At 59.8% G+C, this 20,706-nt stretch carries 24 protein-coding genes, 2 tRNA genes and 2 pseudogenes; 17 read left to right on the top strand and 11 right to left on the bottom strand.

From position 1 onward, the window contains the following. The 5 genes from modB to AAZU54_RS12330 form a co-directional block, all read right to left on the bottom strand. Positions 1–681, bottom strand: a complete 681-nt coding sequence (gene modB, locus AAZU54_RS12350) for a molybdate ABC transporter permease subunit (RefSeq protein WP_186556728.1) — start codon at positions 679–681, stop codon at positions 1–3. Then, a complete protein-coding gene (gene modA / locus AAZU54_RS12345; RefSeq protein ID WP_312155624.1) occupies positions 681–1,439 on the bottom strand; it encodes a molybdate ABC transporter substrate-binding protein in 759 nt (252 codons plus the stop codon). Before modA ends, modB begins: the two co-directional genes overlap by 1 nt. 136 nt (positions 1,440–1,575) lie before the next feature. Further along, positions 1,576–2,649: an NAD(P)H-dependent flavin oxidoreductase gene (locus AAZU54_RS12340; RefSeq protein WP_186556726.1), complete on the bottom strand. Its 1,074-nt coding sequence runs from the start codon at positions 2,647–2,649 to the stop codon at positions 1,576–1,578. A gap of 48 nt (positions 2,650–2,697) precedes the next feature. Next, positions 2,698–2,868 (bottom strand): hypothetical protein, encoded by a 171-nt coding sequence (locus AAZU54_RS12335; protein WP_186556725.1) that lies wholly within the window; start codon positions 2,866–2,868, stop codon positions 2,698–2,700. Positions 2,869–2,873: 5 nt separating this feature from the next. Then, entirely contained in the window at positions 2,874–3,176 is a 303-nt protein-coding gene (locus AAZU54_RS12330) for a DUF1883 domain-containing protein (protein WP_186556724.1), read from the bottom strand. 162 nt (positions 3,177–3,338) lie between these two features. Here AAZU54_RS12330 and AAZU54_RS12325 point away from each other — a divergent pair, with 162 nt between their 5' ends. The 7 genes and pseudogenes from AAZU54_RS12325 to AAZU54_RS12295 all read left to right on the top strand — a co-directional run bounded on the left by AAZU54_RS12325 (position 3,339) and on the right by AAZU54_RS12295 (position 9,471). Next, entirely contained in the window at positions 3,339–3,698 is a 360-nt protein-coding gene (locus AAZU54_RS12325) for a hypothetical protein (protein WP_186556723.1), read from the top strand. 145 nt (positions 3,699–3,843) lie between these two features. Continuing rightward, positions 3,844–4,494 carry a c-type cytochrome gene (locus tag AAZU54_RS12320; RefSeq protein WP_312156277.1) on the top strand — a complete coding sequence of 217 codons (651 nt, stop codon included), beginning with the start codon at positions 3,844–3,846 and terminating at the stop codon, positions 4,492–4,494. After that, positions 4,491–5,402, top strand: a complete 912-nt coding sequence (locus AAZU54_RS12315; RefSeq protein WP_405129827.1) for a c-type cytochrome — start codon at positions 4,491–4,493, stop codon at positions 5,400–5,402. The genes AAZU54_RS12320 and AAZU54_RS12315 overlap by 4 nt, the downstream gene beginning before the upstream one ends. A 290-nt stretch (positions 5,403–5,692) precedes the next feature. Next, the gene (galU, locus tag AAZU54_RS12310) at positions 5,693–6,532 is read left to right on the top strand and encodes a UTP--glucose-1-phosphate uridylyltransferase GalU (RefSeq protein WP_016391540.1); all 840 of its coding nucleotides are present in this window, start codon (positions 5,693–5,695) and stop codon (positions 6,530–6,532) included. 98 nt (positions 6,533–6,630) lie between these two features. Next, the gene (gene gorA / locus AAZU54_RS12305; RefSeq protein ID WP_186556721.1) at positions 6,631–7,986 is read left to right on the top strand and encodes a glutathione-disulfide reductase; all 1,356 of its coding nucleotides are present in this window, start codon (positions 6,631–6,633) and stop codon (positions 7,984–7,986) included. A 274-nt stretch (positions 7,987–8,260) separates the two neighbouring features. After that, a pseudogene (locus tag AAZU54_RS12300) lies at positions 8,261–8,680 on the top strand (fimbrial protein); the annotation flags it as partial. Positions 8,681–8,733: 53 nt separating this feature from the next. Next, positions 8,734–9,471: a fimbrial biogenesis chaperone gene (locus AAZU54_RS12295; RefSeq protein WP_405129829.1), complete on the top strand. Its 738-nt coding sequence runs from the start codon at positions 8,734–8,736 to the stop codon at positions 9,469–9,471. Positions 9,472–9,487: 16 nt separating this feature from the next. Here the strand turns inward: AAZU54_RS12295 and AAZU54_RS12290 are convergent. Then, positions 9,488–9,541: pseudogene (locus AAZU54_RS12290) on the bottom strand (hypothetical protein); the annotation flags it as partial. 87 nt (positions 9,542–9,628) lie between these two features. Here AAZU54_RS12290 and AAZU54_RS12285 point away from each other — a divergent pair. From AAZU54_RS12285 to AAZU54_RS12270, 4 genes are all read left to right on the top strand, one after another. Beyond that, entirely contained in the window at positions 9,629–9,880 is a 252-nt protein-coding gene (locus tag AAZU54_RS12285) for a FimD/PapC C-terminal domain-containing protein (protein ID WP_434727212.1), read from the top strand. A 170-nt stretch (positions 9,881–10,050) separates the two neighbouring features. Next, positions 10,051–10,614, top strand: coding sequence for an alkyl hydroperoxide reductase subunit C (gene ahpC, locus AAZU54_RS12280; protein ID WP_186556717.1), 564 nt, complete (start codon positions 10,051–10,053; stop codon positions 10,612–10,614). A gap of 124 nt (positions 10,615–10,738) precedes the next feature. Beyond that, positions 10,739–12,301, top strand: coding sequence for an alkyl hydroperoxide reductase subunit F (ahpF, locus tag AAZU54_RS12275; protein ID WP_312152173.1), 1,563 nt, complete (start codon positions 10,739–10,741; stop codon positions 12,299–12,301). A 205-nt stretch (positions 12,302–12,506) separates the two neighbouring features. Beyond that, positions 12,507–12,698, top strand: a complete 192-nt coding sequence (locus AAZU54_RS12270) for a hypothetical protein (protein WP_186556715.1) — start codon at positions 12,507–12,509, stop codon at positions 12,696–12,698. 1 nt (position 12,699) lies between these two features. Here the strand turns inward: AAZU54_RS12270 and AAZU54_RS12265 are convergent, their stop codons facing one another. The 3 genes from AAZU54_RS12265 to nhaR all read right to left on the bottom strand — a co-directional run bounded on the left by AAZU54_RS12265 (position 12,700) and on the right by nhaR (position 15,635). After that, positions 12,700–13,347 (bottom strand): YceH family protein, encoded by a 648-nt coding sequence (locus tag AAZU54_RS12265; protein ID WP_186556714.1) that lies wholly within the window; start codon positions 13,345–13,347, stop codon positions 12,700–12,702. Between the two features lie 65 nt (positions 13,348–13,412). Beyond that, positions 13,413–14,624: a serine/threonine transporter SstT gene (sstT, locus tag AAZU54_RS12260; protein WP_405129830.1), complete on the bottom strand. Its 1,212-nt coding sequence runs from the start codon at positions 14,622–14,624 to the stop codon at positions 13,413–13,415. 117 nt (positions 14,625–14,741) lie between these two features. Next, on the bottom strand, positions 14,742–15,635 hold the full coding sequence (gene nhaR / locus AAZU54_RS12255; protein WP_434727211.1) for a transcriptional activator NhaR: 894 nt from the start codon (positions 15,633–15,635) through the stop codon (positions 14,742–14,744). Positions 15,636–15,770: 135 nt separating this feature from the next. On the opposite strand from nhaR, the gene AAZU54_RS12250 reads away from it, so the two are divergent. Further along, positions 15,771–16,013, top strand: a complete 243-nt coding sequence (locus AAZU54_RS12250; RefSeq protein WP_186556711.1) for a hypothetical protein — start codon at positions 15,771–15,773, stop codon at positions 16,011–16,013. A 27-nt stretch (positions 16,014–16,040) separates the two neighbouring features. Next, on the top strand, positions 16,041–16,793 hold the full coding sequence (locus AAZU54_RS12245; RefSeq protein ID WP_186556710.1) for a TerC family protein: 753 nt from the start codon (positions 16,041–16,043) through the stop codon (positions 16,791–16,793). A gap of 91 nt (positions 16,794–16,884) precedes the next feature. Here the strand turns inward: AAZU54_RS12245 and AAZU54_RS12240 are convergent, their stop codons facing one another. Next, positions 16,885–17,061: a hypothetical protein gene (locus AAZU54_RS12240; protein ID WP_186556709.1), complete on the bottom strand. Its 177-nt coding sequence runs from the start codon at positions 17,059–17,061 to the stop codon at positions 16,885–16,887. 156 nt (positions 17,062–17,217) lie between these two features. On the opposite strand from AAZU54_RS12240, the gene AAZU54_RS12235 reads away from it, so the two are divergent. Next, positions 17,218–17,961: a PA2778 family cysteine peptidase gene (locus AAZU54_RS12235; protein WP_186556708.1), complete on the top strand. Its 744-nt coding sequence runs from the start codon at positions 17,218–17,220 to the stop codon at positions 17,959–17,961. A gap of 96 nt (positions 17,962–18,057) precedes the next feature. Here the strand turns inward: AAZU54_RS12235 and AAZU54_RS12230 are convergent, their stop codons facing one another. Then, positions 18,058–19,341 (bottom strand): NAD(P)/FAD-dependent oxidoreductase, encoded by a 1,284-nt coding sequence (locus AAZU54_RS12230; RefSeq protein ID WP_186556707.1) that lies wholly within the window; start codon positions 19,339–19,341, stop codon positions 18,058–18,060. A gap of 200 nt (positions 19,342–19,541) precedes the next feature. Here AAZU54_RS12230 and AAZU54_RS12225 point away from each other — a divergent pair. The 3 genes from AAZU54_RS12225 to AAZU54_RS12215 all read left to right on the top strand — a co-directional run bounded on the left by AAZU54_RS12225 (position 19,542) and on the right by AAZU54_RS12215 (position 20,597). Next, a tRNA-Val gene (locus AAZU54_RS12225) sits at positions 19,542–19,618 on the top strand. A 194-nt stretch (positions 19,619–19,812) separates the two neighbouring features. After that, positions 19,813–19,889 (top strand) — tRNA-Val (locus tag AAZU54_RS12220). Between the two features lie 138 nt (positions 19,890–20,027). Next, the gene (locus AAZU54_RS12215) at positions 20,028–20,597 is read left to right on the top strand and encodes an SPOR domain-containing protein (RefSeq protein ID WP_312154634.1); all 570 of its coding nucleotides are present in this window, start codon (positions 20,028–20,030) and stop codon (positions 20,595–20,597) included. Positions 20,598–20,706: the final 109 nt, after the last annotated feature.

Raw genomic sequence — 20,706 nt, 5'->3', positions numbered from 1 at the left:
TCAGCTCCAGCCAGCCTTGCCACGCCGGCCCGCATAGAGCAGGAGCAGCACCAGGAAGGAGAATACCAGCATGGCCCCGGCCAGCCAGTGCGCTTGCGTATAGGCCATGGCCTCGACGTGATCGAAGATCTGCACCGAGACCACGCGGGTCTTGTCCGCAATATTGCCGCCGATCATCAGCACCACGCCGAATTCGCCCACGGTGTGGGCAAAGCCAAGGATGCTGGCGGTGACAAAGCCAGGTCGGGCCAGCGGTAGCACCACGTGCACGAAGGTATCCCAAGGACTGGCACGCAGGGTTGCGGCGACTTCCAATGGGCGTGGGCCGATGGCGCTGAATGCGTTTTGCAACGGCTGCACCACGAACGGCATCGAATACACCACCGAGCCGATCACCAGCCCGGCAAAACTGAATACCACGCTACCCAGGCCGAGCGCCTGGGTGGCCTGGCCGATCCAACCGTGTGGCCCTAGCGCGATCAGCAGGTAGAAGCCAATTACCGTCGGCGGCAGCACCAGCGGCAAGGCCACCACCGCGCCGATTGGCCCGCGCAGCCATGACTGGGTACGCGCCAGCCACCAGGCGATGGGTGTACCCACCACCAGCAGGATCAAGGTGGTCAAGCTGGCCAGTTTGATGGTCAGCCAAATCGCTCCCAGGTCACTGGCGTCGAGTGGCATCAGATTTCATAGCCGTAGGATTTGATCAGCGCAGTGGCTTTTGCACTCTTGAGATAGTCGACCAGGGCTTTGGCCGCCGGATTGTCCTTGCCTTTGTTGAGGATGACTGCGTCTTGACGGATCGGCTCGTGCAGATCGGCAGGCACTATCCAGGCCGAGCCGTTCTCGACCTTGCCGTCCTTGTAGATTTGCGACAGGGCGACAAAGCCCAGTTCGGCATTGCCGGTGGAGACGAATTGGAACGCCTGGGTGATGTTCTGACCTTCGACGATCTTGCCTTTGGTGGCTTCGGTCAGTTGCAACTTGTCCAGAACATGGGTAGCGGCCAGGCCGTAGGGCGCGGTCTTCGGGTTGGCGATGGATAGGTGCTTGTAGTCATTACTTTTCAATACAGCGCCTTTGTCGTCGACATAGCCAGGCTTGGCTGACCATAGCGCCAGGGTGCCGATGGCATAGGTGAAGCGCGAGCCTGCGACGGTTTCTTTTTCCTGCTCCAGTTTGGCCGGGGTGCTGTCGTCGGCGGCGAGGAACACTTCGAATGGCGCGCCATTCTTGATCTGCGCATAAAACTGCCCGGTGGCGCCATAGGCAGCCACCAGTTTGTGGCCGGTGTCCTTCTCGAAGTCCTTGGCAATGGCCTGGATCGGAGCGGTGAAGTTGGCGGCGACGGCAACCTGGACCTCATCTGCCCATGCACTATTGAGGGTAATCAGGCCGGCCAGTGCGGTGACGGCCAGGTGTGACAGATGAATACGCATGAAGCAGCTCCAGAGGGCAGGTTATCGTTATGTGGCTGACTATATAGCGATAACCCGCTGATCGGGAAGAGGCACGCTGAACGTCTACGCGCGGGCTTGCCCCGCGATAGGGGCCAGAACGATAACAATCCCTGACTCAGCGCCCCAATTGGGCCAATGCCTTCTCTGCAATGTCCCGGGTCAACTCGCCCGCCGGCATCGCCCGCCCCAAACGCAACGCCTGGCCCGACCACAGATTGCTGAAATCACTGCTGCCTTTGGCATCACTGATTGCCCGCAACGGCATTAACGCACCGCCGGCCAGCGGAAAGCGCGGCGCCAGCTCACTCATCGGCCCCAGCTCGCGCATGATCCGATTATTGATGCCACGCGCCGGTCGCCCGGTGAACAGGTTGGTCAGTGCAGTATCGCTGGCAGGTGCGCTGTCCAGCGCCTGCCGGTGGGCAGGCGACACCTTGGCCTCGGGGCAGAACAGGTAGGCTGTGCCAATCTGCACTGCCGATGCACCCAGGGCCAGGGCCGCGACCAGTCCGCGATGGTCGCTGATGCCGCCCGCAGCGATCACGGGCACGCGCACCGCATCCACTACCTGCGGCACCAGGGCAAAGGTGCCGATCTGGCTGGTGATGTCCTCGCTCAAGAACATGCCGCGATGCCCACCCGCTTCATAGCCCATGGCGATGATCGCGTCGCAGCCATGGGCCTCTAGCCACAGCGCCTCTTCTACCGTGGTGGCACTGGACAGCACCTTAGCGCCCGTTGCCTTGACCCGTTGCAGCAGGTCGGCACGTGGCAGGCCAAAATGGAAGCTGACCACTTGCGGCAGTAACTGTTCGACCAATTGGCAGCTGTGCTCATCGAACGGCGCGCGGTTGGAAACAGGCGTGGGAGCGTCAAAGTCTGCCCCGACTTCTTCATAGTACGGCTTGAGTGCCTGCTTCCAGCGCGCGTCACGCTCAACATCGGCGGCTGGCGGTTGGTGGCAGAAGAAGTTGAGATTCAGCGGTCCCAGGCAGGCAGAGCGGAAAGCGTCGATCTCGCTGCGCACCTGCTCCAGGCTGAGCATGGCGCAAGGTAACGCTGCCAGCCCCCCGGCATTGCCCACCGCAATCGCCATGGCCGAGCCCGTGGCGCCGGCCATGGGCGCCTGGAGAATGGGCACTTCGATGCCCAACAGATCGAGAATGCGGCGGTCTGACCAGGTGCTCATGCGCGACTCCTTGGGCGGTGTGACGACGGGGGCTTACCTCTGAGGGGGTTACAGGGCCTTGCTGACCTGGATGTCGCTGATCTTTTCAGCGTCATCGCCATGGATCTTGCGCAACGCTTGCAGGGCCTGCTCGGTGGAGCTGTCGGGCATCAGGGCGAAGTCCCAACGGCGCTCGCCATCGAGTTTGTACTTGATCACGTATTTGATGGTCTGAGTCATGGGGCTTATCTCAGTTGCGACGACGAGCGACGGATGATCTTGATCTTGTGGGTGAAGGTCGGCTTACGCGTGACCGAGATCGGGCGCGGGGTGACGGTATCGATGGTGATGTTCCAGAAACCGGTGCTCGGCACGGTGATCTTGGCCGGGAAGCGATCGAAGGCGCCGCCGTGGTAGGTGTGACGACCGCCATTCTTGAAGCTGCGGAAGTTGGCGTCGTTCATCAGGCGGATGTTGCAGCGCTGGGAACACTCGATAACGACGATATCGTCCTCGTTGAGATGCTCGCGCTGGTGTACGAATTTCATGTGATGCTCCGCAAGGTTTATCTTTGCAAACGCGAAAGATATCACGATGTAAGGGTACACTCGCGCCCCTGTTGACCGGGCTACGGATAAATCCGCCAAAGCAGGGAGCAAATCCGCCCGGGCGTTGTCATACACAATCTTTAAAGGGCAGAGGTACAACGAATGAAGTGGGTGGTGGCGGCGATGACCTTGACTTTGGGCGGCTGCGTCAGTGTTTCGGAACTGGAGCAATCGCGAGAAACCATGGATGTGATTTCAGGCAAGACCCCGCGTGCTTACGCTGACTGCGTCAAGGCCGAGCTGGCTGACAGCCGCGATTCCTTGCAAGAAGAGCAGCGCGGTGATGGCCTGCGCCTGATCGTGCCGCAAAAGCTGACCGCAGGTACCGGCCCGGCCGCGCTGCTGGACATCGACAAACGCGGCAGCGGCAGCAGCATCAAGCTGCGTGAGCGTTTGAACAACTTCCCCCTGCGTTTGGGTGATGTTCGTACCGCTGCGACCAAGTGCATCTCAGGATCTTGATCTAGCTCAGCTCAGGAGCAATTAACGGGCAGATTGCCATCTTCTTGTCCGGTAGGCGTTGTTCCCTGCCGGAGGATAAGCCTAGACTTTTTGTGCTTATACCCATTAAGCCTAAGCTTATAACAAGGAAATGGAGCGTCCCGTGATCAAACCGTTGAGTCGCGTCGCGATCAGCACTGCGCTGATCCTGGCCTGGCCTGCGGCGCATGCCGCCGATGGCCAGAAAATCTTCACGCAAGGTGGGCAGAATCCTGCCGCCATGGCTTGCCTGGGCTGTCATGGCGCCGATGGCAAAGGCATTGCCCCCGCAGGCTTCCCCCGCTTGGCTGGACTCCCCGCCGGATACCTCAACAAGCAATTGGGCGACTTTCGCAATGGCAGTCGCAAGCAGGCGGTCATGGAGCCGCTGGCCAAGGCCTTGAGTGAAGAAGAAGCCAAGGCCGTCAGTGCCTACCTGGCCAATATGCCCAGTGACCCTGCCCCCGAGCAGCGCCGGCAACAGATCGCCACCGATCCGGTGAGGCGCCTGGCGCTGTATGGCGACTGGAGTCGGCATATCCCAGGTTGTGTGCAGTGCCACGGGCCGGGCGGAAGCGGCGTAGGTGAGCACTTTCCGCCGTTGGCCGGGCAGCCGGCCAGTTACTTGGTGGCGCAACTCAATGCCTGGCGCGATGGCAGCCGCAGCAACGACCCCAACCAGTTGATGGTCGGCGTGGCCAAGGCGATGACCGATGCTGAGGTTACGGCAGTTGCCGCGTTCTTCGCCGAGCCTCACGGCCAGGAGGCCAAGCCATGAAGCCGATGATCCCAGCAATGTTGCTGTTGGCCGTGGGCAGCCTTCAGGCGGCGCCGATTGCCATGGAAGATCAGTCCCAGCTCAAGGTGCCAGGCATGCAGGTTGCCACGCAGTTCACCCCGCCAGCGGAAAGTGAGCTGCCGGACAACGCGTTTGGCAAAATGGTCCGCGAAGGTCATGCGCTGTTTGTCGATACCCGTAGACTGATGCCCGAGGCCGTGGGTAATGGCATGAACTGTAGCAACTGCCACCTTGACCAGGGACGCATGGCCTTCTCTGCGCCGTTGTGGGGTGCGTATCCGATGTATCCGGCGTATCGCAAGAAGAACGACAAGGTCAACACCTTCGCCGAGCGCATCCAAGGCTGCTTCCAGTTCAGCATGAACGGCAAGCCACCGGCTGCCGACAGCCCGCAGATGACTGCACTCAGTGTCTACGCCTACTGGCTCTCGACCAAGGCGGCTACCGGTATCGAGACACCGGGTCGCGGCTACCCGGAGGTTCCTAAGCCCAAGGGCGGCTACGACTTCAAGCGTGGCCAGCAGGTGTATCGCGAGCAATGCGCGATTTGTCACGGCGACCAGGGCGAAGGTCAGCAAGTGGCAGGGGAATACGTGATGCCGCCGCTGTGGGGCAAGGACTCCTATAACTGGGGCGCAGGTATGCACCGGATCAACACGGCGGCGTCGTTCATCAAGTACAACATGCCACTGGGCCGGCCCGGCAGCCTGAGCGATCAGCAGGCTTGGGATGTCGCCGCCTGGATCAATCGTCACGAGCGCCCGCAGGATCCGCGCCTGGTCGAGGGTTCCATCGAGAAGACCCGGGTGAAGTTCCACGCCAATGACGGGGTGAACCTTTATGGACAGAAGGTCGAAGGATTGCTGATCGGCCAGGGCAGCGAGTAATCGTCCGGACGATAGAGGGGGGCTGCAAGGCAGCCCCTGTGCCTGTACCGCGGTTGCTGAATTCTTTGCTTCAACAGGCGAACCAAGGCGCTTCGAACAACTGCAATCCCCTCAAAATCGTGGGGGTGATTGGTTTTCACTGAGCGCAATATTTACGATTGGTCGGAACTATCTACACTGGGTTATCTCTATCATGGCATCGGTCGCCCGAGGGCGGGGCATTGTAAGGTGCGTGCCGCCTGATTAGACTGCGCCGAATTTCGTACGCAAAGCCCTTGTTAAGGACGTATATGATCAAAAAATGCTTGTTCCCGGCAGCCGGCTACGGCACTCGCTTCCTGCCCGCTACCAAAGCCATGCCCAAGGAAATGCTGCCGGTGGTCAACAAGCCACTGATCCAGTATGGCGTTGAAGAGGCACTGGACGCTGGCCTGAACGAGATTTCCATCGTTACCGGCCGCGGCAAGCGTGCCCTGGAAGACCATTTCGACATCAGCTACGAGCTGGAAAACCAGATCAAGGGCACCGACAAGGAAAAATACCTGGTCGGTATCCGTCGCCTGCTTGACGAGTGCTCGTTCTCCTACACCCGCCAGACCGAAATGAAAGGTCTGGGTCACGCGATCCTCACTGGCCAGCCGCTGATCGGCGATGAACCTTTCGCCGTGGTGCTGGCAGACGACCTGTGCGTCAACCCGGAAGGCGATGGCGTGCTGACCCAGATGGTCAAGCTGTACAACCAGTTCCGCTGCTCGATCATCGCCATCCAGGAAGTCGATCCGCAGGAAACCAACAAGTACGGCGTAATCGCCGGCGACATGATCCGCGACGACATCTTCCGTGTGACCAACATGGTCGAGAAGCCGGCTCCAGAAGACGCTCCGTCGAACCTGGCGATCATCGGTCGTTACATCCTGACCCCGGATATCTTCGATATCATCAAGAACACCCCGCCGGGCAAAGGTGGCGAGATCCAGATCACCGACGCGCTGATGCAGCAGGCGCAGAACGGCTGCGTGATTGCCTACAAGTTCAAAGGCAAGCGCTTCGACTGCGGCGGCGCCGAAGGCTACATCGACGCAACCAACTTCTGCTTCGAGAACTACTACAAGACCGGCAAGGCGTACTGATTCGCCACGCCTGGTCGACAAGCCACCCCTCGGGGTGGCTTTTTTGTTTGTGGCGGCCAACGGCGGTATGCTGAGCGCCAGCCAAGGAGACTGAATACATGGCCTACGATTTTGATCTGTTCGTGATTGGCGCCGGTTCCGGCGGTGTGCGTGCCGCGCGCTTTGCAGCGGGCTTCGGTGCCAAGGTCGCTGTGGCCGAGAGCCGCTACCTGGGCGGCACGTGCGTAAACGTTGGCTGCGTGCCGAAAAAACTGCTGGTCTACGGGGCTCACGTGGCCGACGAGCTGGAGCAAGCTGCAGGCTTCGGCTGGACCTTGGAAGAAGGGCACTTCGACTGGGGTACCCTGATCGCCAACAAAAACCGCGAGATCGAGCGCCTCAACGGCATCTATCGCAACCTGCTGATCAACAGTGGAGTCACCCTGCTGCAAGGCCATGCTCGCCTGACCGGCGCCCACGAAGTGGAAGTCGAAGGCCAGCGCTACAGCGCCGAGCACATCCTCATCGCCACCGGTGGCTGGCCGCAGGTGCCGGACATTCCTGGCAAGGAGCTGGCTATCACCTCCAACGAGGCGTTCTACCTCAAGGAGCTGCCACGGCGGATCCTGGTAGTGGGTGGCGGCTATATCGCTGTCGAATTCGCCGGCATCTTCCAGGGCCTGGGTAGCGATACCACGTTGCTTTATCGCGGCGATCTGTTCTTGCGCGGCTTCGATGGCTCGGTGCGTACCCATCTCAAAGAAGAGCTGGATAAACGCGGCCTGAATCTGCAGTTCAACAGCGATATCCAGCGCATCGACCAGCAGGACGACGGCAGTCTCAAGGCCACCCTCAAGGACGGTCGCGAGCTGATCACCGACTGCGTGTTCTACGCCACCGGCCGACGGCCGATGCTGGATAACCTCGGGCTGGAAAATACCGGTGTGGAGCTCGACCCGCGTGGCTTCGTGCGCGTCGACGAGCAGTACCAGACTACCGAACCGTCGATCCTGGCCATTGGTGATGTCATCGGTCGCGTACAGCTGACGCCGGTCGCGCTGGCTGAAGGCATGGCGGTGGCACGGAGGCTGTTCAAGCCAGAGCAATACCGCCCAGTGGACTATCAGAACATCCCGACTGCGGTGTTCAGCCAGCCGCCGATTGGCACGGTTGGACTGACCGAAGAGCAGGCGCTGGAAGCCGGGCACAACGTGCAGATATTCGAGAGCCGCTTCCGCGCGATGAAGCTGACGCTGACCGACATCCAGGAAAAGACCTTGATGAAGCTGGTGGTCGACGCTGACACCGACAAGGTACTGGGTTGTCACATGGTTGGGCCTGATGCCGGTGAGATCATCCAGGGCTTGGGTATCGCGCTCAAGGCGGGCGCCACCAAGCAACAGTTTGACGAAACCATCGGCGTCCACCCGACGGCGGCCGAAGAGTTCGTGACCATGCGTACTGCGAGTCGCTGAGTGTCGGTCCTGGCTGTTATTGCCGGGTACAGCTCTGACGTGCGGGGCTGAATTTTCCTTCTTTTATGATCTTATCGCCTTACTGTCAGAAACTTTCCACCTCTCGATCATTGCTCGGCACTACGCAGGTAGTGTCGGGCGGTTTATCTGGTCGTTTCTGTTAGGTTTCATGAAGGCAGCTATGAGCACTTTTTCCAAGGCAGTAATGGTTGGCAGCGTACTTCTCTGAGTAGGGGCTGCGCAGGCTACGGACGGAACGGTCAATTTCAATGGGGAGTTGACGTCCTCCACCTGCCGCGTTACGGCAGGTACGAGCAATCAAACGGTTCAGCTGGATCCTGTCGATATTGGAGATCTGAGAAATGCTGGGGATGTTGCTGGAACAAAAAGCTTCAATATTGAATTGGAGTTTTGCCCGCCAGGTATCAGCACGGTAGGTTTGGCGTTCGAGGGGGATAAGATCAATCAGAACGGTCGTCTCAACATCGCGCCGAGCGGTTCGAAGAATGTTGAGCTAGAAGTGTTGGCTGCGAACAATGTTCAAAACCTAAGGTCTCCCGAAAGTTCGGCTAATGTAACGACTGTTAGGGAGGGTGCGGGTCGGTTCGATTTCGAAGTTCGCTACTATGCGACTGGACAAGCGACGCCCGGTGATGTCCGCTCCAGCGTCAACTATATTCTTAATTACCTGTAAGTAATCTGCGCAGCCCCTCGGGGCTGCCTTTTGTATATCCCGAGCACATCACCATGGCTAATTTACTCAACGTCTGTAGGCGAGGAGCGATAGCTGTTGCCTGCTTGATATCATTTCACGCCAACGCCGGCGTGGTCATCGCCGCCACGCGGGTGATCTTTCCTGCCGAACAGACAGAAGTCACTGTCAAGCTGAGTAATCGAGGGGTTTCTCCTTTCTTGGTGCAAGCTTGGATCGACGATGGACGTCCGGAAGTGCCGTTGGAACAACTAAGAGTGCCGTTTAGGTTAATGCCTCCGTTGTTTCGACTGGAGGTTTGCAAGTCGCAAAGTCTCAGGATTTTTCACACCGGGGATGGCATGCCGCCGGATCGTGAGAGTTTGTACTGGCTCAATGTCTTGGAGGTGCCTCCCAAAGAGCAGGGCAATGCCTTGCAGTTTTCATTGCGCTCACGAATAAAGCTTTTTTATCGCCCGCATGGCTTGCCGGGATCCTCTGCCGATGCGTATCAATCGCTGACGTGGAAGATGGCGCGTGAGGGTGGCGGTTGGGGTGTAGTGGCTACTAATCCTGGACCTTATCATATTAATTTGGCGAAGCTGGATGTTCACGTGGGGCAGCAAGTGATTAGTTTGAATCCTTCGTATATTTCGCCTTTTTCGAGCAAGCGCTTCGTATTGGAGAAAGTACCAAGAGTGAGTGCCGGTGAGTTGCATTTCTCAACCATCGATGATTATGGCGCGGTGCGCGACGGCCTTTCCACTGCTGATTCAGCACCAGGTCGAGGCTGAAGTCACCTTCCGGCACCACCGTCTCTTGCTCGAAGCGCGTCAGATCAGCCGCACTACCCTGGCGCAGCATTTCTGCATCGAACTCAACACCGAAGGCTGCAGCGGCTCCCAGTCCGGAAGTCAAGACAACGAGCAGACGCCTGCAGACACGAAGCGCGTGAGCCTCTTGATAGCAAGAGCCGATCACCTCATTGCTCCCACGTTAGAGAAACAGCTGCGGGGGCCCTTGGTGTTCGATGAGCAGGGTAAAGAGCAGGGTATGGTGGGTCAGGGTGGCCAACTGTATGTCCGCTCCGATGACGAGCAGAGCAGGTGGAGGGTGGTCTGGGGCGAGGCTGTGGAGGAGCAGTGCTGGACAGCACCTCATCAGGAAGCGGGCGCAGAACAAGCCCTATTGGTATGCACGTGAATGGGTGCTGCGGCCAAAGATTGGCTTTAGGAATCAAACAATCTATCTGCAACCCAGCTTTATAGCCAAAACCAATCAGCAGCATCAGGTTTGCCAATGAGCCTTTATCGGGGTGGGCGGTTAGGATTCTCTGCGTCAACCATTTCAAACCCCATGAAGGAGCGCATCTCATGCCTATCATCAACAGCCAGGTCAAACCGTTCAACGCTACTGCCTTCCACAACGGCGAATTCGTTCAGGTGAGCGAAGCCGATCTGCAAGGCAAGTGGTCCGTCGTGTTCTTCTACCCGGCCGATTTCACCTTTGTCTGCCCAACCGAGCTGGGCGACCTGGCCGACAACTACGCTGAGTTCCAGAAACTGGGCGTGGAAATCTACGGCGTGTCCACCGACACCCACTTCACCCACAAAGCCTGGCACGACACCTCGGAAACCATCGGCAAGATCAAGTACCCGCTGATCGGTGACCCGACCCACGTCATCTCGCGCAACTTCGACGTGCTGATCGAAGAAGCCGGCCTGGCCGATCGCGGTACCTTCGTGATCAACCCAGAAGGCCAGATCAAGATCGTCGAAATCAACGACGGTGGTGTAGGTCGCGACGCCAGCGAGCTGCTGCGCAAGGTCAAGGCTGCTCAGTACGTTGCCGCCCACCCAGGCGAAGTCTGCCCGGCCAAGTGGAAAGAAGGCGAAGCCACCCTGGCACCATCGCTGGACCTGGTTGGCAAGATCTAACGCCATGCCCCAGCTGCGGGCGGTGAGCAACCGCCACTTCTAAGTTGTCACCGCCCCGTAGAAAACGCCCGGGCGACCTCGCCTGGGCGTTTTTATTTACACGTTTGAACAAGGAATCGCCCGTATGTTGGACGCCACGCTTAAATCGCAACTGAAAACCTACCTGGAGCGGGTCACCCAGCCGATCGAGATCGTTGCCTCCCTCGACGACGGCGCGAAGTCCCGCGAATTGCACGACCTGCTGGTGGAAATCGCCGGCCTGTCGAACCTGATTACCTTGAGCAAGGATGGCACCGACGCCCGTCGCCCGTCGTTCTCGCTCAATCGCCCTGGTGCGGACATTAGCCTGCGTTTCGCCGGCATCCCTATGGGCCATGAGTTCACCTCGCTGGTACTGGCGCTGCTGCAAGTCGGCGGCCACCCGTCCAAGGCCAGTGCCGAAGTGATCGAGCAGATCCAGGCGCTGGAGGGTGAATTCACCTTCGAGACTTACTTCTCGCTGTCATGTCAGAACTGCCCGGACGTGGTCCAGGCGCTGAACCTGATGGCAGTGCTCAACCCTAACGTGCGCCATGTGGCCATCGACGGTGCCCTGTTTCAGGAAGAGGTCGAGGCGCGCAAGGTCATGGCCGTGCCGAGCATCTACCTCAACGGCGAAGTGTTCGGCCAGGGCCGGATGGGCCTGGAAGAGATTCTCGGCAAGATCGACACCAACTCCGGTGCTCGCCAGGCCGAGAAGATCAACGCCAAGGGCGCTTTCGACGTGCTGGTGGTCGGCGGTGGCCCGGCCGGTGCTGCAGCGGCGATCTACGCCGCGCGTAAAGGTATCCGCACCGGTGTTGCCGCTGAGCGCTTCGGCGGTCAGGTGCTCGACACCATGGCCATCGAGAACTTCATTTCGGTTCAGGAAACCGAAGGGCCGAAACTGGCTTCGGCGTTGGAAGAGCACGTCAAGCAGTACGACGTCGACATCATGAACTTGCAACGCGGCGAAGCGCTGATCCCGGCCACCGATGGCGGCCTGCATGAAGTGCGTCTGGCTGGCGGTGCGTCGCTCAAGGCCAAGACCGTGATCCTGGCCACGGGCGCCCGCTGGCGCGAGATGAACGTGCCCGGTGAGCAGCAATACCGCGCCCGTGGCGTGGCCTACTGCCCGCACTGTGACGGCCCGCTATTTAAAGGCAAGCGCGTGGCAGTGATCGGGGGCGGTAACTCTGGTGTGGAGGCGGCCATCGACCTGGCGGGTATCGTGGCCCAGGTAACCCTGATCGAGTTCGACAGCCAACTGCGCGCAGACGCTGTCTTGCAGCGCAAGCTGTACAGCCTGCCCAACGTCAAGGTGATCACCAGCGCACTGACGACTGAAGTGCTCGGTGATGGCGAAAAGGTCAACGGTCTGCGCTACAAGGACCGCACCACCGACCAGCAGCACGACCTGGCGCTGGAAGGCATCTTTGTGCAAATCGGCCTGCTGCCTAACACCGATTGGCTCAAGGGCACGGTCGAGTTGTCGCCGCGCGGTGAGATCATCGTCGACGCCAAGGGCCAGACCAACATCCCGGGCGTGTTCGCCGCAGGTGACGTGACCACGGTGCCGTACAAACAAATCGTGATCGCGGTGGGTGAGGGGGCCAAGGCATCGTTGTCGGCGTTCGATCACCTGATCCGGACCTCTGCGCCAGCTTGATTGCGCTAGCTCAATGACAAACGCCGCCTGCTTGGGCGGCGTTTTTTTGCGCCAGTCAGTCCCGCCCTCATCGCGGGGCAGGCCCGCTCCCACGCCGTCTTGCCCGGCGATAAGCTCGGACTGACACTCGATGTTCATCGTTCGTACAGAGCGTTCCAGGTGGTGTGTCTATAGTAAAGACAGACACCTGCCAATGAGGCTTCTGATGCGTTTGATCAGCCGCGAACCCTGGTGGCTAAAGCCACCCCAGCCTGGGCAGAACGAGCAGGACCTGCACTGGGGCTATCTGGAAATCTACGCCGACGGTAGCACCAAATTTGTCGACGAGCGCCCCAGCGATCAGGAACTGGCCGAGCGCAAGAGCTGCCGCAACTTCCCAGATCCCGCAACGCCCTGATTCAGCCTTCGAGCAGCGCCAGGCGCTCTTCCAGCGCAGCGATGCGTGCCTCAAGTGCTTCAATGCGCTCTTGCGAGACACCCGCTGCCGGGCTTCTATCGCCAGCACTTTGTTGGCGTGCAGCCAGAATGGCCTCGATTTCCGCCGGGTCACCCAGGGCATGGGTGTAGCGGTCTTCACGCTGCCCTGCCTGACGTGGCAAATGCACCGCCAGCTCACGGGAAATCAAGCGCTCCAGCTGATGCTGAACCTGCTCGCCATCTTCGAATTCATGCAGACGATTGCTGCGTGTCAGCAGTTCATTGATGGTCTGTGGCCCGCGCAGGAACATCAGGCCCATCAACACCAACTGCGCCGGCACCAGCTCCAGCGCCTTGTCCACCCGCTGCTCCCAGCGGTCGGCACGGCTACCCATCTGCAGGCGGGCAAAACCTTGCCCTTCGAGTGTGCGCAGCGCCTGGCCGACCTGGCCTGGAGAGAGGTTCATGACCGGCTCACGGCTGGTTTTCTGGTTGCAGGCCAGGACCAGGGCGTTGAGGGTCAAGGGGTAACTTTCAGGGCTGGTAGCCTGCTTTTCGATCAGCGAGCCAAGAATGCGGATTTCGGTGCTGGTGAAGCGGCCTTCGCTGGCGTTTTGGTGTTCTGACATGGCCCTGTCTCGTTGCGAGGAAAGGCCCCTAGACTAGGGGCCTGGCAGGGTAAAGACAAGCAGCCTCAGGCGCCGCGACGCGCCTGGGCTTCGCAGGCTGCGGCGGTGAAGATGACGTCGGTGGAAGAGTTCAGGGCTGTTTCCGCCGAGTCTTGCAGCACGCCGATGATGAAGCCAACTGCCACCACCTGCATGGCGATCTCGCTGGGGATGCCGAACAGGCTGCAGGCCAGTGGAATCAGCAGCAGCGACCCACCTGCCACACCCGAGGCGCCGCATGCGCACACCGCTGCGACAACGCTGAGCAGCACTGCGGTCGGCAGGTCGACAGCGATACCCAAGGTGTGCACCGCCGCCAGGGTCAGCACGGTGATGGTGATTGCCGCGCCGGCCATGTTGATGGTCGCACCCAGGGGGATCGACACCGAATAGGTATCCTCGTGCAGGCCGAGCTTCTGCGACAGTGCCAGGTTGACCGGGATGTTGGCCGCTGAGCTGCGGGTAAAGAATGCGGTGATACCGCTTTCGCGCAGACACAGCAGTACCAGTGGGTAGGGGTTGCGGCGGATCTTCCAGAACACGATCAGCGGGTTCATCACCAGCGCCACGAACAGCATGCAGCCAATCAGTACCGCCAGCAGGTGCAAGTAGCCAAGCAGCGCTTGCAGGCCGGACTGGGCCAGGGTCGAGGCGACCAGGCCGAAGATCCCCAGCGGCGCGAAGCGGATCACGACGCGCACGATCAGGGTTACCCCGTTGGACAGGTCATCGACCACGGTGCGGGTGGTTTCTCCGGCATGGCGCAGGGCAATGCCCAGGCCGATGGCCCAGGTCAGTACGCCGATGAAATTGGCGTTCATCAAGGCGCTGATGGGGTTGTCTACGGCGCTTAGCAGCAGGTTTTGCATCACCTCGGTGATGCCCCCAGGGGCACTCAGCGAGGCCTCGCTGGCGCTCAACACCAAGGAGGAGGGAAACAGCATGCTGGCCACTACTGCGACAACGGCCGCGGCGAAAGTGCCCAGCAGGTACAGCCACAGAATGGGGCGGATGTGGGTTTCCTGACCGTGACGATGGTTGGCGATAGATGCCATGACCAGGATGAACACCAACACTGGCGCCACCGCTTTGAGGGCGCTGACGAATACCTTGCCCAGAAACGCCATATCACGCGCCACGGCGGGGGCGAGCAGGGCCAGGGCAATGCCGGCGACCAGGCCGATGACGATCTGGGTCACCAGGCTGGTACGGTTGAGCAGACGAAGGACGGGGGACATGTGCAGCACAATCTCAGGGACTTGGACGGGCGCGACTTTACCATAGACCTTGGTCGGCCGGTTTCGGCCTCTGCGCTGCAAATCGCTGCGCCGGACCGCTAGCGAACGCCCTGGCCATCACCAATTGAACAGCTCCCGCCGCGCGCCCTCGGTAATGGCCACGATCCCCGGATGCTTGACCTTGCGCTCCACCGAGATCGCATAGAACGACTCGTTCACTGCCTCGGTCTGGCCGATCAGCACCACCCCATACTGGCGGCAGACCTCCTCGGCAATCACGCTGGGGGCGACGAAAATGCCGCTGCCAGACTGGCCGAAGGCCTGCATCAAGGCACTGTCGTCGAATTCGCCAATGATTCGCGGTTGCACATGTTGCTCGGATAGCCAACGCAGCAGCCGGCTGCGCACTACGGTTTCCTGGCCTGGGATCAGCAACGGAGCATCGTTGAGGCAGCCGGGGAAGGGCTGGTGGTGGCGTTCGGCCAGGGCAGGGGTAGCGAAGAAGCTCAAGCCACATTCGCCGAGCTTTTGGCTGTAGCCTTTGATATCCAGGTGGCTAGGCATCGGGCTGTCGGAAATCACCAGGTCCAGGCGCTGGATGGCCAGGTCCGCCAGCAGTCGCTCAAGCTTGTCTTCCCGGCAATTGATGCGTAGCACGCCTTCAAGCTCCATGGTTGGCGCCAGCAGTCGATAGACGATCGACTTGGGCACCACGTCAGCCACCCCGACCCGGAACAGGATCTGCTCCTGCGGCCCGGCGCGCAGCATGGCCTCTAGCTCGCCGCCAATCTGAAACATCTGCTCGGCGTACACCAAGGCCTGGCGCCCGGTTTCGGTCAGCTCAAGCTGCCGACCGACCCGCTGGAACAGCTCCAGGCCGTGGGTCTGCTCGAACAGGCTGATCTGCCCGCTGATGGTCTGCGGGGTGAGGTTCAATTGCTCGCTGGCGCGGGCAATGCTGCCTGTGCGGGCGACCACCCAGAAATAATGCAACTGCCGGTAGTTAAGCATCTCGGGATTACCATTATTCGTAATAACCGAAGTATAACCGCTAAAAAAACGAATTTTCCGGATGTTTCCAATTCACTAGAATGCCTCCCCATCAGGCATCGTGCGTGCCGCCCGGACATGACAAGTGAGGAACCCATGCTACAACTGAAATCCATTGGCACCCCGTTGGTGCTGGCCTTGGCGCTGTTCACCATGGCAGGCTGCGACCAGGCGGAAAAATCTGCCCAGCAAATGCTCGATCAGGCCGCCGAATCGGCCAAGCAAGCGATCGACGATACTAACAAAGCCGCCCAGCAGGCTTTGAACGACGCCATCGGCGGCGAGGGCGAGAAGTCGTCCAAGCCAGCCGCTGAGCAAGACAAGACCCAGGACATCTGATTTACAGACCCCAAACAGGATTGATTCATGGAATATTTGCTGGAACTCGCCGCAAGCCCGACCGCCTGGGTTGCCCTGGCCACTCTGGTGGCGATGGAAGTCGTATTGGGTATCGACAACCTGATCTTCATCTCGATCCTGACCAACAAGCTGCCGGTGGAGTATCGTTCCAAGGCTCGCCGTATCGGTATCAGCATGGCCTTGATCATGCGCCTGGCGCTGCTCAGCACCGTGGCTTGGATCGTCCAGTTGACCGATCCTGTGATCGAACTGTTCGGTAATGCCTTCTCCTGGAAGGACATGATCCTGATTGCCGGTGGTCTGTTCCTGCTGTGGAAGGCGACCAAAGAAATCCACGAAAGCGTCGACCCGCATGGTGCCAAGGAGGAGGCCAAGGTTTCCAGCACCGTCACCCTGGGCTTCGCTGCAGCGATCTTCCAGATCCTGCTGTTGGACATCGTGTTCTCGGTCGATAGCATCATCACCGCCGTGGGCATGACCGAGCACTTGCCGATCATGATCATTGCCGTGATCGCTGCCGTGATCGTGATGATGGTTGCGGCCGATCCGCTGGCCAACTTCATCAACGACAACCCGACGGTAGTCATGCTGGCCTTGGGCTTCCTGATCATGATCGGTATGACCCTGATCGCTGAAGGTTTCGGTGCGCATGTACCGAAGGGCTATGTGTATGCGGCGATGGCCTTCTCGACCGTGATCGAGATGCTCAACATCTTCGCTCGTCGGGCGCGGTTGAAGCGTGAGGCGGCTGAAGGTTAAGCAACAGTTAGCTGCAAGTTGCACTTAGTATTGGGGCCGCAAAGCGGCCCCAAGTCTTTTAAGAGCAATTGCAGTTAGGGGCGGTGAAGGCTCAATGCGCCCCAGCATGCCGTCGAGCGCGGCGCACAGACTGCTGCTTGGGTTGGACCTGCGGCGGCAGGTGATGGTGCGAGTGACGACGCACGATGCGCAGTACACCCCAGAGCATGGCGGCAGCGACACTGATCCACATACCCACCAGCATAAGAATTGCCATTGTCAGGCTCATGTGTGCCTCCTTCTCTCAGGCAAGCCCCAGGCTCGCCCTCCAGACACTGCTTTAGTCTAGCTCGCCCCCCGTGACGTTCCATTGACCAAAGGTCTATCCCTTGGGTCGATTTGTTCCAAGCCGGTGTCGGACTATACCCATGCACGTCTGCGATCTATGATCTGTGCCCACGGCCGGGCGCTGCCTGCCTGGCATCCAGACAAGCGAGTGTCCATGTTGCAACAACCCCTCAAGTCGTCGGGCAGCCTGCCGCGTCATATCCTCGCTGCGTGTCTGCTGATCGCCAGCCTGGCTGGTTGCGCGGGCGGCCCTGCGCCTGCATCCAAGGGCCTGCCACAGCGGGTCGAAATCAGCAGCGTGCCGTTCTTTCGTGGCAATGCCAACCACAGTGGGGCCATGGCCCTGGCAATGGCTTTGTCCCAGCAGGGCGTGCGCATTACCCCAGGCTTGCTCGATAAACCCCTGAACTTGCCACAAGGCGTTGACTCGCTGCAGACGACCATTCCTGCTGCTGCGCGTGACTACGGCATGTTGGTCTACCCGTTGGACCCGCGCCTGGATGCCTTGTTGGCACAGGTGGCCGCCGGTAATCCAGTCTTGCTGCGCTATCAGGAAGGCGCTGCCTGGTGGAGCGAGCCGCGTTACGCCGTGTTGGTCGGTTATGACAGTTACAAGCAACGGGTGCTGCTGCGCTCGGGCATGCATCGGCGCCAGCTGATGGCGTTCGACGACTTTGCCGCGGCGTGGGAGAGTGCAGGGAGTTGGGCGGTGCTCGTGCAATCACCACTGCAATTGCCAGCCCAAGTAGATCGCCAGCGCTGGCTGAAGGCCGCGGACGAACTGGCCCGCGCAGGCCAGGAAACTGCCGCCAAGCAGGCCATTAGCAGTATCGGCCAGTAACTCAAGACATAAAAAAGCCCACTCCTACCAAGACCCTATCGTCCGTGTAGAAGCGGGCTCTCCCGCGATGAGGCTGTTAAAGCCCCCGTACCTCTATTAGAAGCCCAGGCGATCGCGCAGGCTGTAGTACCAGGCACCCATGGCGCTGAACGGTACGCGCAGCAGCTGGCCACCCGGGAACGGGTAGTGCGGCAGGCCGGCGAAGGCATCGAAACGCTCTGCCTGGCCACGCAAGGCCTCAGCCAGCACTTTGCCCGCCAAGTGGGTGTAGGTCACGCCGTGACCCGAGCAGCCCTGCGAGTAATAGATGTTGTCGCCGATGCGACCGACTTGCGGCAGGCGCGACAAGGTCAGCAGGAAGTTACCGGTCCAGGCGAAGTCGATCTTCACATCTTTGAGCTGCGGGAAGGCCTTGAGCATCTTCGGCCGGATGATCGCCTCGATGTTGGCCGGGTCGCGCGCGCCGTAGACCACGCCACCACCGAAGATCAAGCGCTTGTCGCCCGTCAGGCGGTAGTAGTCGAGCAGGTAGTTGCAGTCTTCGACGCAGTAGTCTTGTGGCAGCAGCGTGCGCGCCAGCTCATCGCTCAGTGGCTCGGTGGTGATGACCTGGGTGCCGCACGGCATCGACTTGGAGGCCAGCTCAGGGACCAGGTTGCCCAGGTAAGCGTTGCCCGCAACGATGATGAACTTGGCACGGACTTTACCCTGCGGTGTATGAACCACTGGATTGGCGCCGCGCTCGATGCGCACAGCTGGAGTCTGCTCGTAGATCACGCCACCCAGCGATTCGACCGCTGCCGCTTCGCCCAGCGCCAGGTTGAGCGGGTGGATATGGCCGCCGCTCATGTCCAGCATGCCGCCGACATAGCTATCGCAAGCGACCACTTCGCGGATGCGTTTTTGGTCCATCAGCTCTAGTTGGGTGTGGCCGTAGCGTTCCCACAGGCGCTTTTGCGATTCCAGGTGGCCCATCTGCTTGCTGGTCAGTGCAGCGAATACGCCGCCATCTTTGAGGTCACACTGGATGTTGTACTTGGCCACGCGCTCACGGATGATGCGTCCGCCTTCAAAGGCCATCGCGCCCAGCAGTTCGGCTTGCTTTGGGCCGACGGTGCGTTCGATGACGTCGATATCACGGCTGTAGCTGTTGACGATCTGACCGCCGTTGCGGCCCGATGCGCCGAAGCCAACTTTGGCCGCCTCGACGATGGTCACCTTGAAGCCGTTTTCAAGCAGGAACAATGCGCTGGAAAGACCGGTGTAGCCGGCGCCGATTACGCAGATATCAGTCTCCACCTCACCCTGCAGCGCCGGACGTGGCGGCACCGGGTTAGCCGAGGCGGCGTAGTAGGACTGGGGGTAGGGGGTATTGGCCATGCTCGAGAAACCTCGTGTTTTATATTTTTAACGAATGCACCGATGCTATCAATAATAATAAACACCCGCTAGTCGTATGGTGAAAATCCTTTACGAGCGGCGCTTCTTTAGTCGTGAGCAATAACGTTTAAGATTCAGGGGGTTAGCGTGAAAAAAAGTGTTGACAGCTAATCTGGAATGCGTAGAATGCGCCCCACGACAGGCACATAGCTCAGTTGGTTAGAGCACCACCTTGACATGGTGGGGGTCGTTGGTTCGAGTCCAATTGTGCCTACCAAATCGAAGAAGGGCGATCCGAAAGGATCGCCCTTTTTGCATTTCGGCGGGTGGCTTTTGCCTCGTGGCTGCGGCGCTTTCGCGGGCAGGCTCGCTGCCCTAGGCTTAGTTGCTGCAAATGGCAAAGTTTTTGATTTTTCTGAAAAAAACGCTTTACAGCTTGGTGTATCATTCGTAATATGCGCCCCACACGACAGGCACATAGCTCAGTTGGTTAGAGCACCACCTTGACATGGTGGGGGTCGTTGGTTCGAGTCCAATTGTGCCTACCAAATCAGAAGAGGGCGATCCGAAAGGATCGCCCTTTTTGCGTTTCGCATTCCAGCTGGAAATACCCTGCGGCAGCCTGCCCATCGGCGGGAGAGGGGCGTCATGCTAGACTGCGGCCCTTCGAATCTGGAGATACACGCGTGCGCAAACTGGCAGTGGTAATGGCAGTGCTGGCCCTGGCGGGCTGTAACAACGAAGTTGACGGCGTGCATAAAAAGGTGGCCGAACACCTTAGCAATCCCAAGACCGCCAAGTTCGCCAACGTGCGCTTCGACACCCAAGGCTCCATCTGTGGTCAGTTCCGCGGCAAAGACGACGCGGGCAAGTTTGAGGCCTATCGCAGCTACGTGGCGATCAAGCGCGATGGGCAGTACGAAATTATCGTCGATGACACCGGCAATAATCTGCGCATTCGTGAGATTTGCGGCGGTGCCGACTTGCAGCGGCGTGCCGAGGCAGTGGCAGATCAGCCGGCGCCTGAAGGTTGGGATGTGGAAGTGATCCAGGGGGCCAACATGGGCGCCTTGAGCGACATGACTGCGCGCCTGATCGAGAAGGGCATCCCCTCTTCGGTCGAATACCGAGATGGCAAACCGGTGGTATTGATGGGGCCTTTCCCGACCAAAGAAGAGGCTGAGGCGCGCAAGGCCGATGTCATGGCGCGGCAGGGTACTGATTCGATCGTTATTCAGCACGGCGTCCAGCGCTGAGCTTCATTGGCTTTTCGGGCTCTTTCGCGGGGCAAGCCCGCTCCCACGCCGATCGCGCCAACCTTTCGTTTGTGGTGAGCCTGTGGGAGCGGGCTTGCCCCGGGATGAG

Origin of the sequence: Pseudomonas sp. Je.1.5.c, from assembly GCF_051129895.1 — a bacterium.
Classification (GTDB): Bacteria; Pseudomonadota; Gammaproteobacteria; order Pseudomonadales; family Pseudomonadaceae; genus Aquipseudomonas; species Aquipseudomonas urmiensis.
Note: the sequence above shows the minus strand (reverse complement) of the source record. Positions and strands in the feature narration are given on the sequence as shown.

What these genes read in the sequence shown, in the direction of transcription:
- AAZU54_RS12325 (WP_186556723.1), top strand. Translation starts at nt 3,339, where the DNA reads ATGAAGTGGGTGGTGGCGGCGATGACCTTGACTTTGGGCGGCTGCGTC.
- modA (WP_312155624.1), bottom strand. Translation starts at nt 1,439, where the DNA reads ATGCGTATTCATCTGTCACACCTGGCCGTCACCGCACTGGCCGGCCTG.
- AAZU54_RS12295 (WP_405129829.1), top strand. Translation starts at nt 8,734, where the DNA reads ATGGCTAATTTACTCAACGTCTGTAGGCGAGGAGCGATAGCTGTTGCC.
- AAZU54_RS12270 (WP_186556715.1), top strand. Translation starts at nt 12,507, where the DNA reads ATGCGTTTGATCAGCCGCGAACCCTGGTGGCTAAAGCCACCCCAGCCT.
- AAZU54_RS12315 (WP_405129827.1), top strand. Translation starts at nt 4,491, where the DNA reads ATGAAGCCGATGATCCCAGCAATGTTGCTGTTGGCCGTGGGCAGCCTT.
- AAZU54_RS12230 (WP_186556707.1), bottom strand. Translation starts at nt 19,341, where the DNA reads ATGGCCAATACCCCCTACCCCCAGTCCTACTACGCCGCCTCGGCTAAC.
- AAZU54_RS12330 (WP_186556724.1), bottom strand. Translation starts at nt 3,176, where the DNA reads ATGAAATTCGTACACCAGCGCGAGCATCTCAACGAGGACGATATCGTC.
- ahpC (WP_186556717.1), top strand. Translation starts at nt 10,051, where the DNA reads ATGCCTATCATCAACAGCCAGGTCAAACCGTTCAACGCTACTGCCTTC.
- galU (WP_016391540.1), top strand. Translation starts at nt 5,693, where the DNA reads ATGATCAAAAAATGCTTGTTCCCGGCAGCCGGCTACGGCACTCGCTTC.
- modB (WP_186556728.1), bottom strand. Translation starts at nt 681, where the DNA reads ATGCCACTCGACGCCAGTGACCTGGGAGCGATTTGGCTGACCATCAAA.
- nhaR (WP_434727211.1), bottom strand. Translation starts at nt 15,635, where the DNA reads ATGCTTAACTACCGGCAGTTGCATTATTTCTGGGTGGTCGCCCGCACA.
- AAZU54_RS12245 (WP_186556710.1), top strand. Translation starts at nt 16,041, where the DNA reads ATGGAATATTTGCTGGAACTCGCCGCAAGCCCGACCGCCTGGGTTGCC.
- AAZU54_RS12250 (WP_186556711.1), top strand. Translation starts at nt 15,771, where the DNA reads ATGCTACAACTGAAATCCATTGGCACCCCGTTGGTGCTGGCCTTGGCG.
- gorA (WP_186556721.1), top strand. Translation starts at nt 6,631, where the DNA reads ATGGCCTACGATTTTGATCTGTTCGTGATTGGCGCCGGTTCCGGCGGT.
- AAZU54_RS12265 (WP_186556714.1), bottom strand. Translation starts at nt 13,347, where the DNA reads ATGTCAGAACACCAAAACGCCAGCGAAGGCCGCTTCACCAGCACCGAA.
- AAZU54_RS12335 (WP_186556725.1), bottom strand. Translation starts at nt 2,868, where the DNA reads ATGACTCAGACCATCAAATACGTGATCAAGTACAAACTCGATGGCGAG.
- AAZU54_RS12340 (WP_186556726.1), bottom strand. Translation starts at nt 2,649, where the DNA reads ATGAGCACCTGGTCAGACCGCCGCATTCTCGATCTGTTGGGCATCGAA.
- ahpF (WP_312152173.1), top strand. Translation starts at nt 10,739, where the DNA reads ATGTTGGACGCCACGCTTAAATCGCAACTGAAAACCTACCTGGAGCGG.
- AAZU54_RS12240 (WP_186556709.1), bottom strand. Translation starts at nt 17,061, where the DNA reads ATGAGCCTGACAATGGCAATTCTTATGCTGGTGGGTATGTGGATCAGT.
- sstT (WP_405129830.1), bottom strand. Translation starts at nt 14,624, where the DNA reads ATGTCCCCCGTCCTTCGTCTGCTCAACCGTACCAGCCTGGTGACCCAG.
- AAZU54_RS12235 (WP_186556708.1), top strand. Translation starts at nt 17,218, where the DNA reads ATGATCTGTGCCCACGGCCGGGCGCTGCCTGCCTGGCATCCAGACAAG.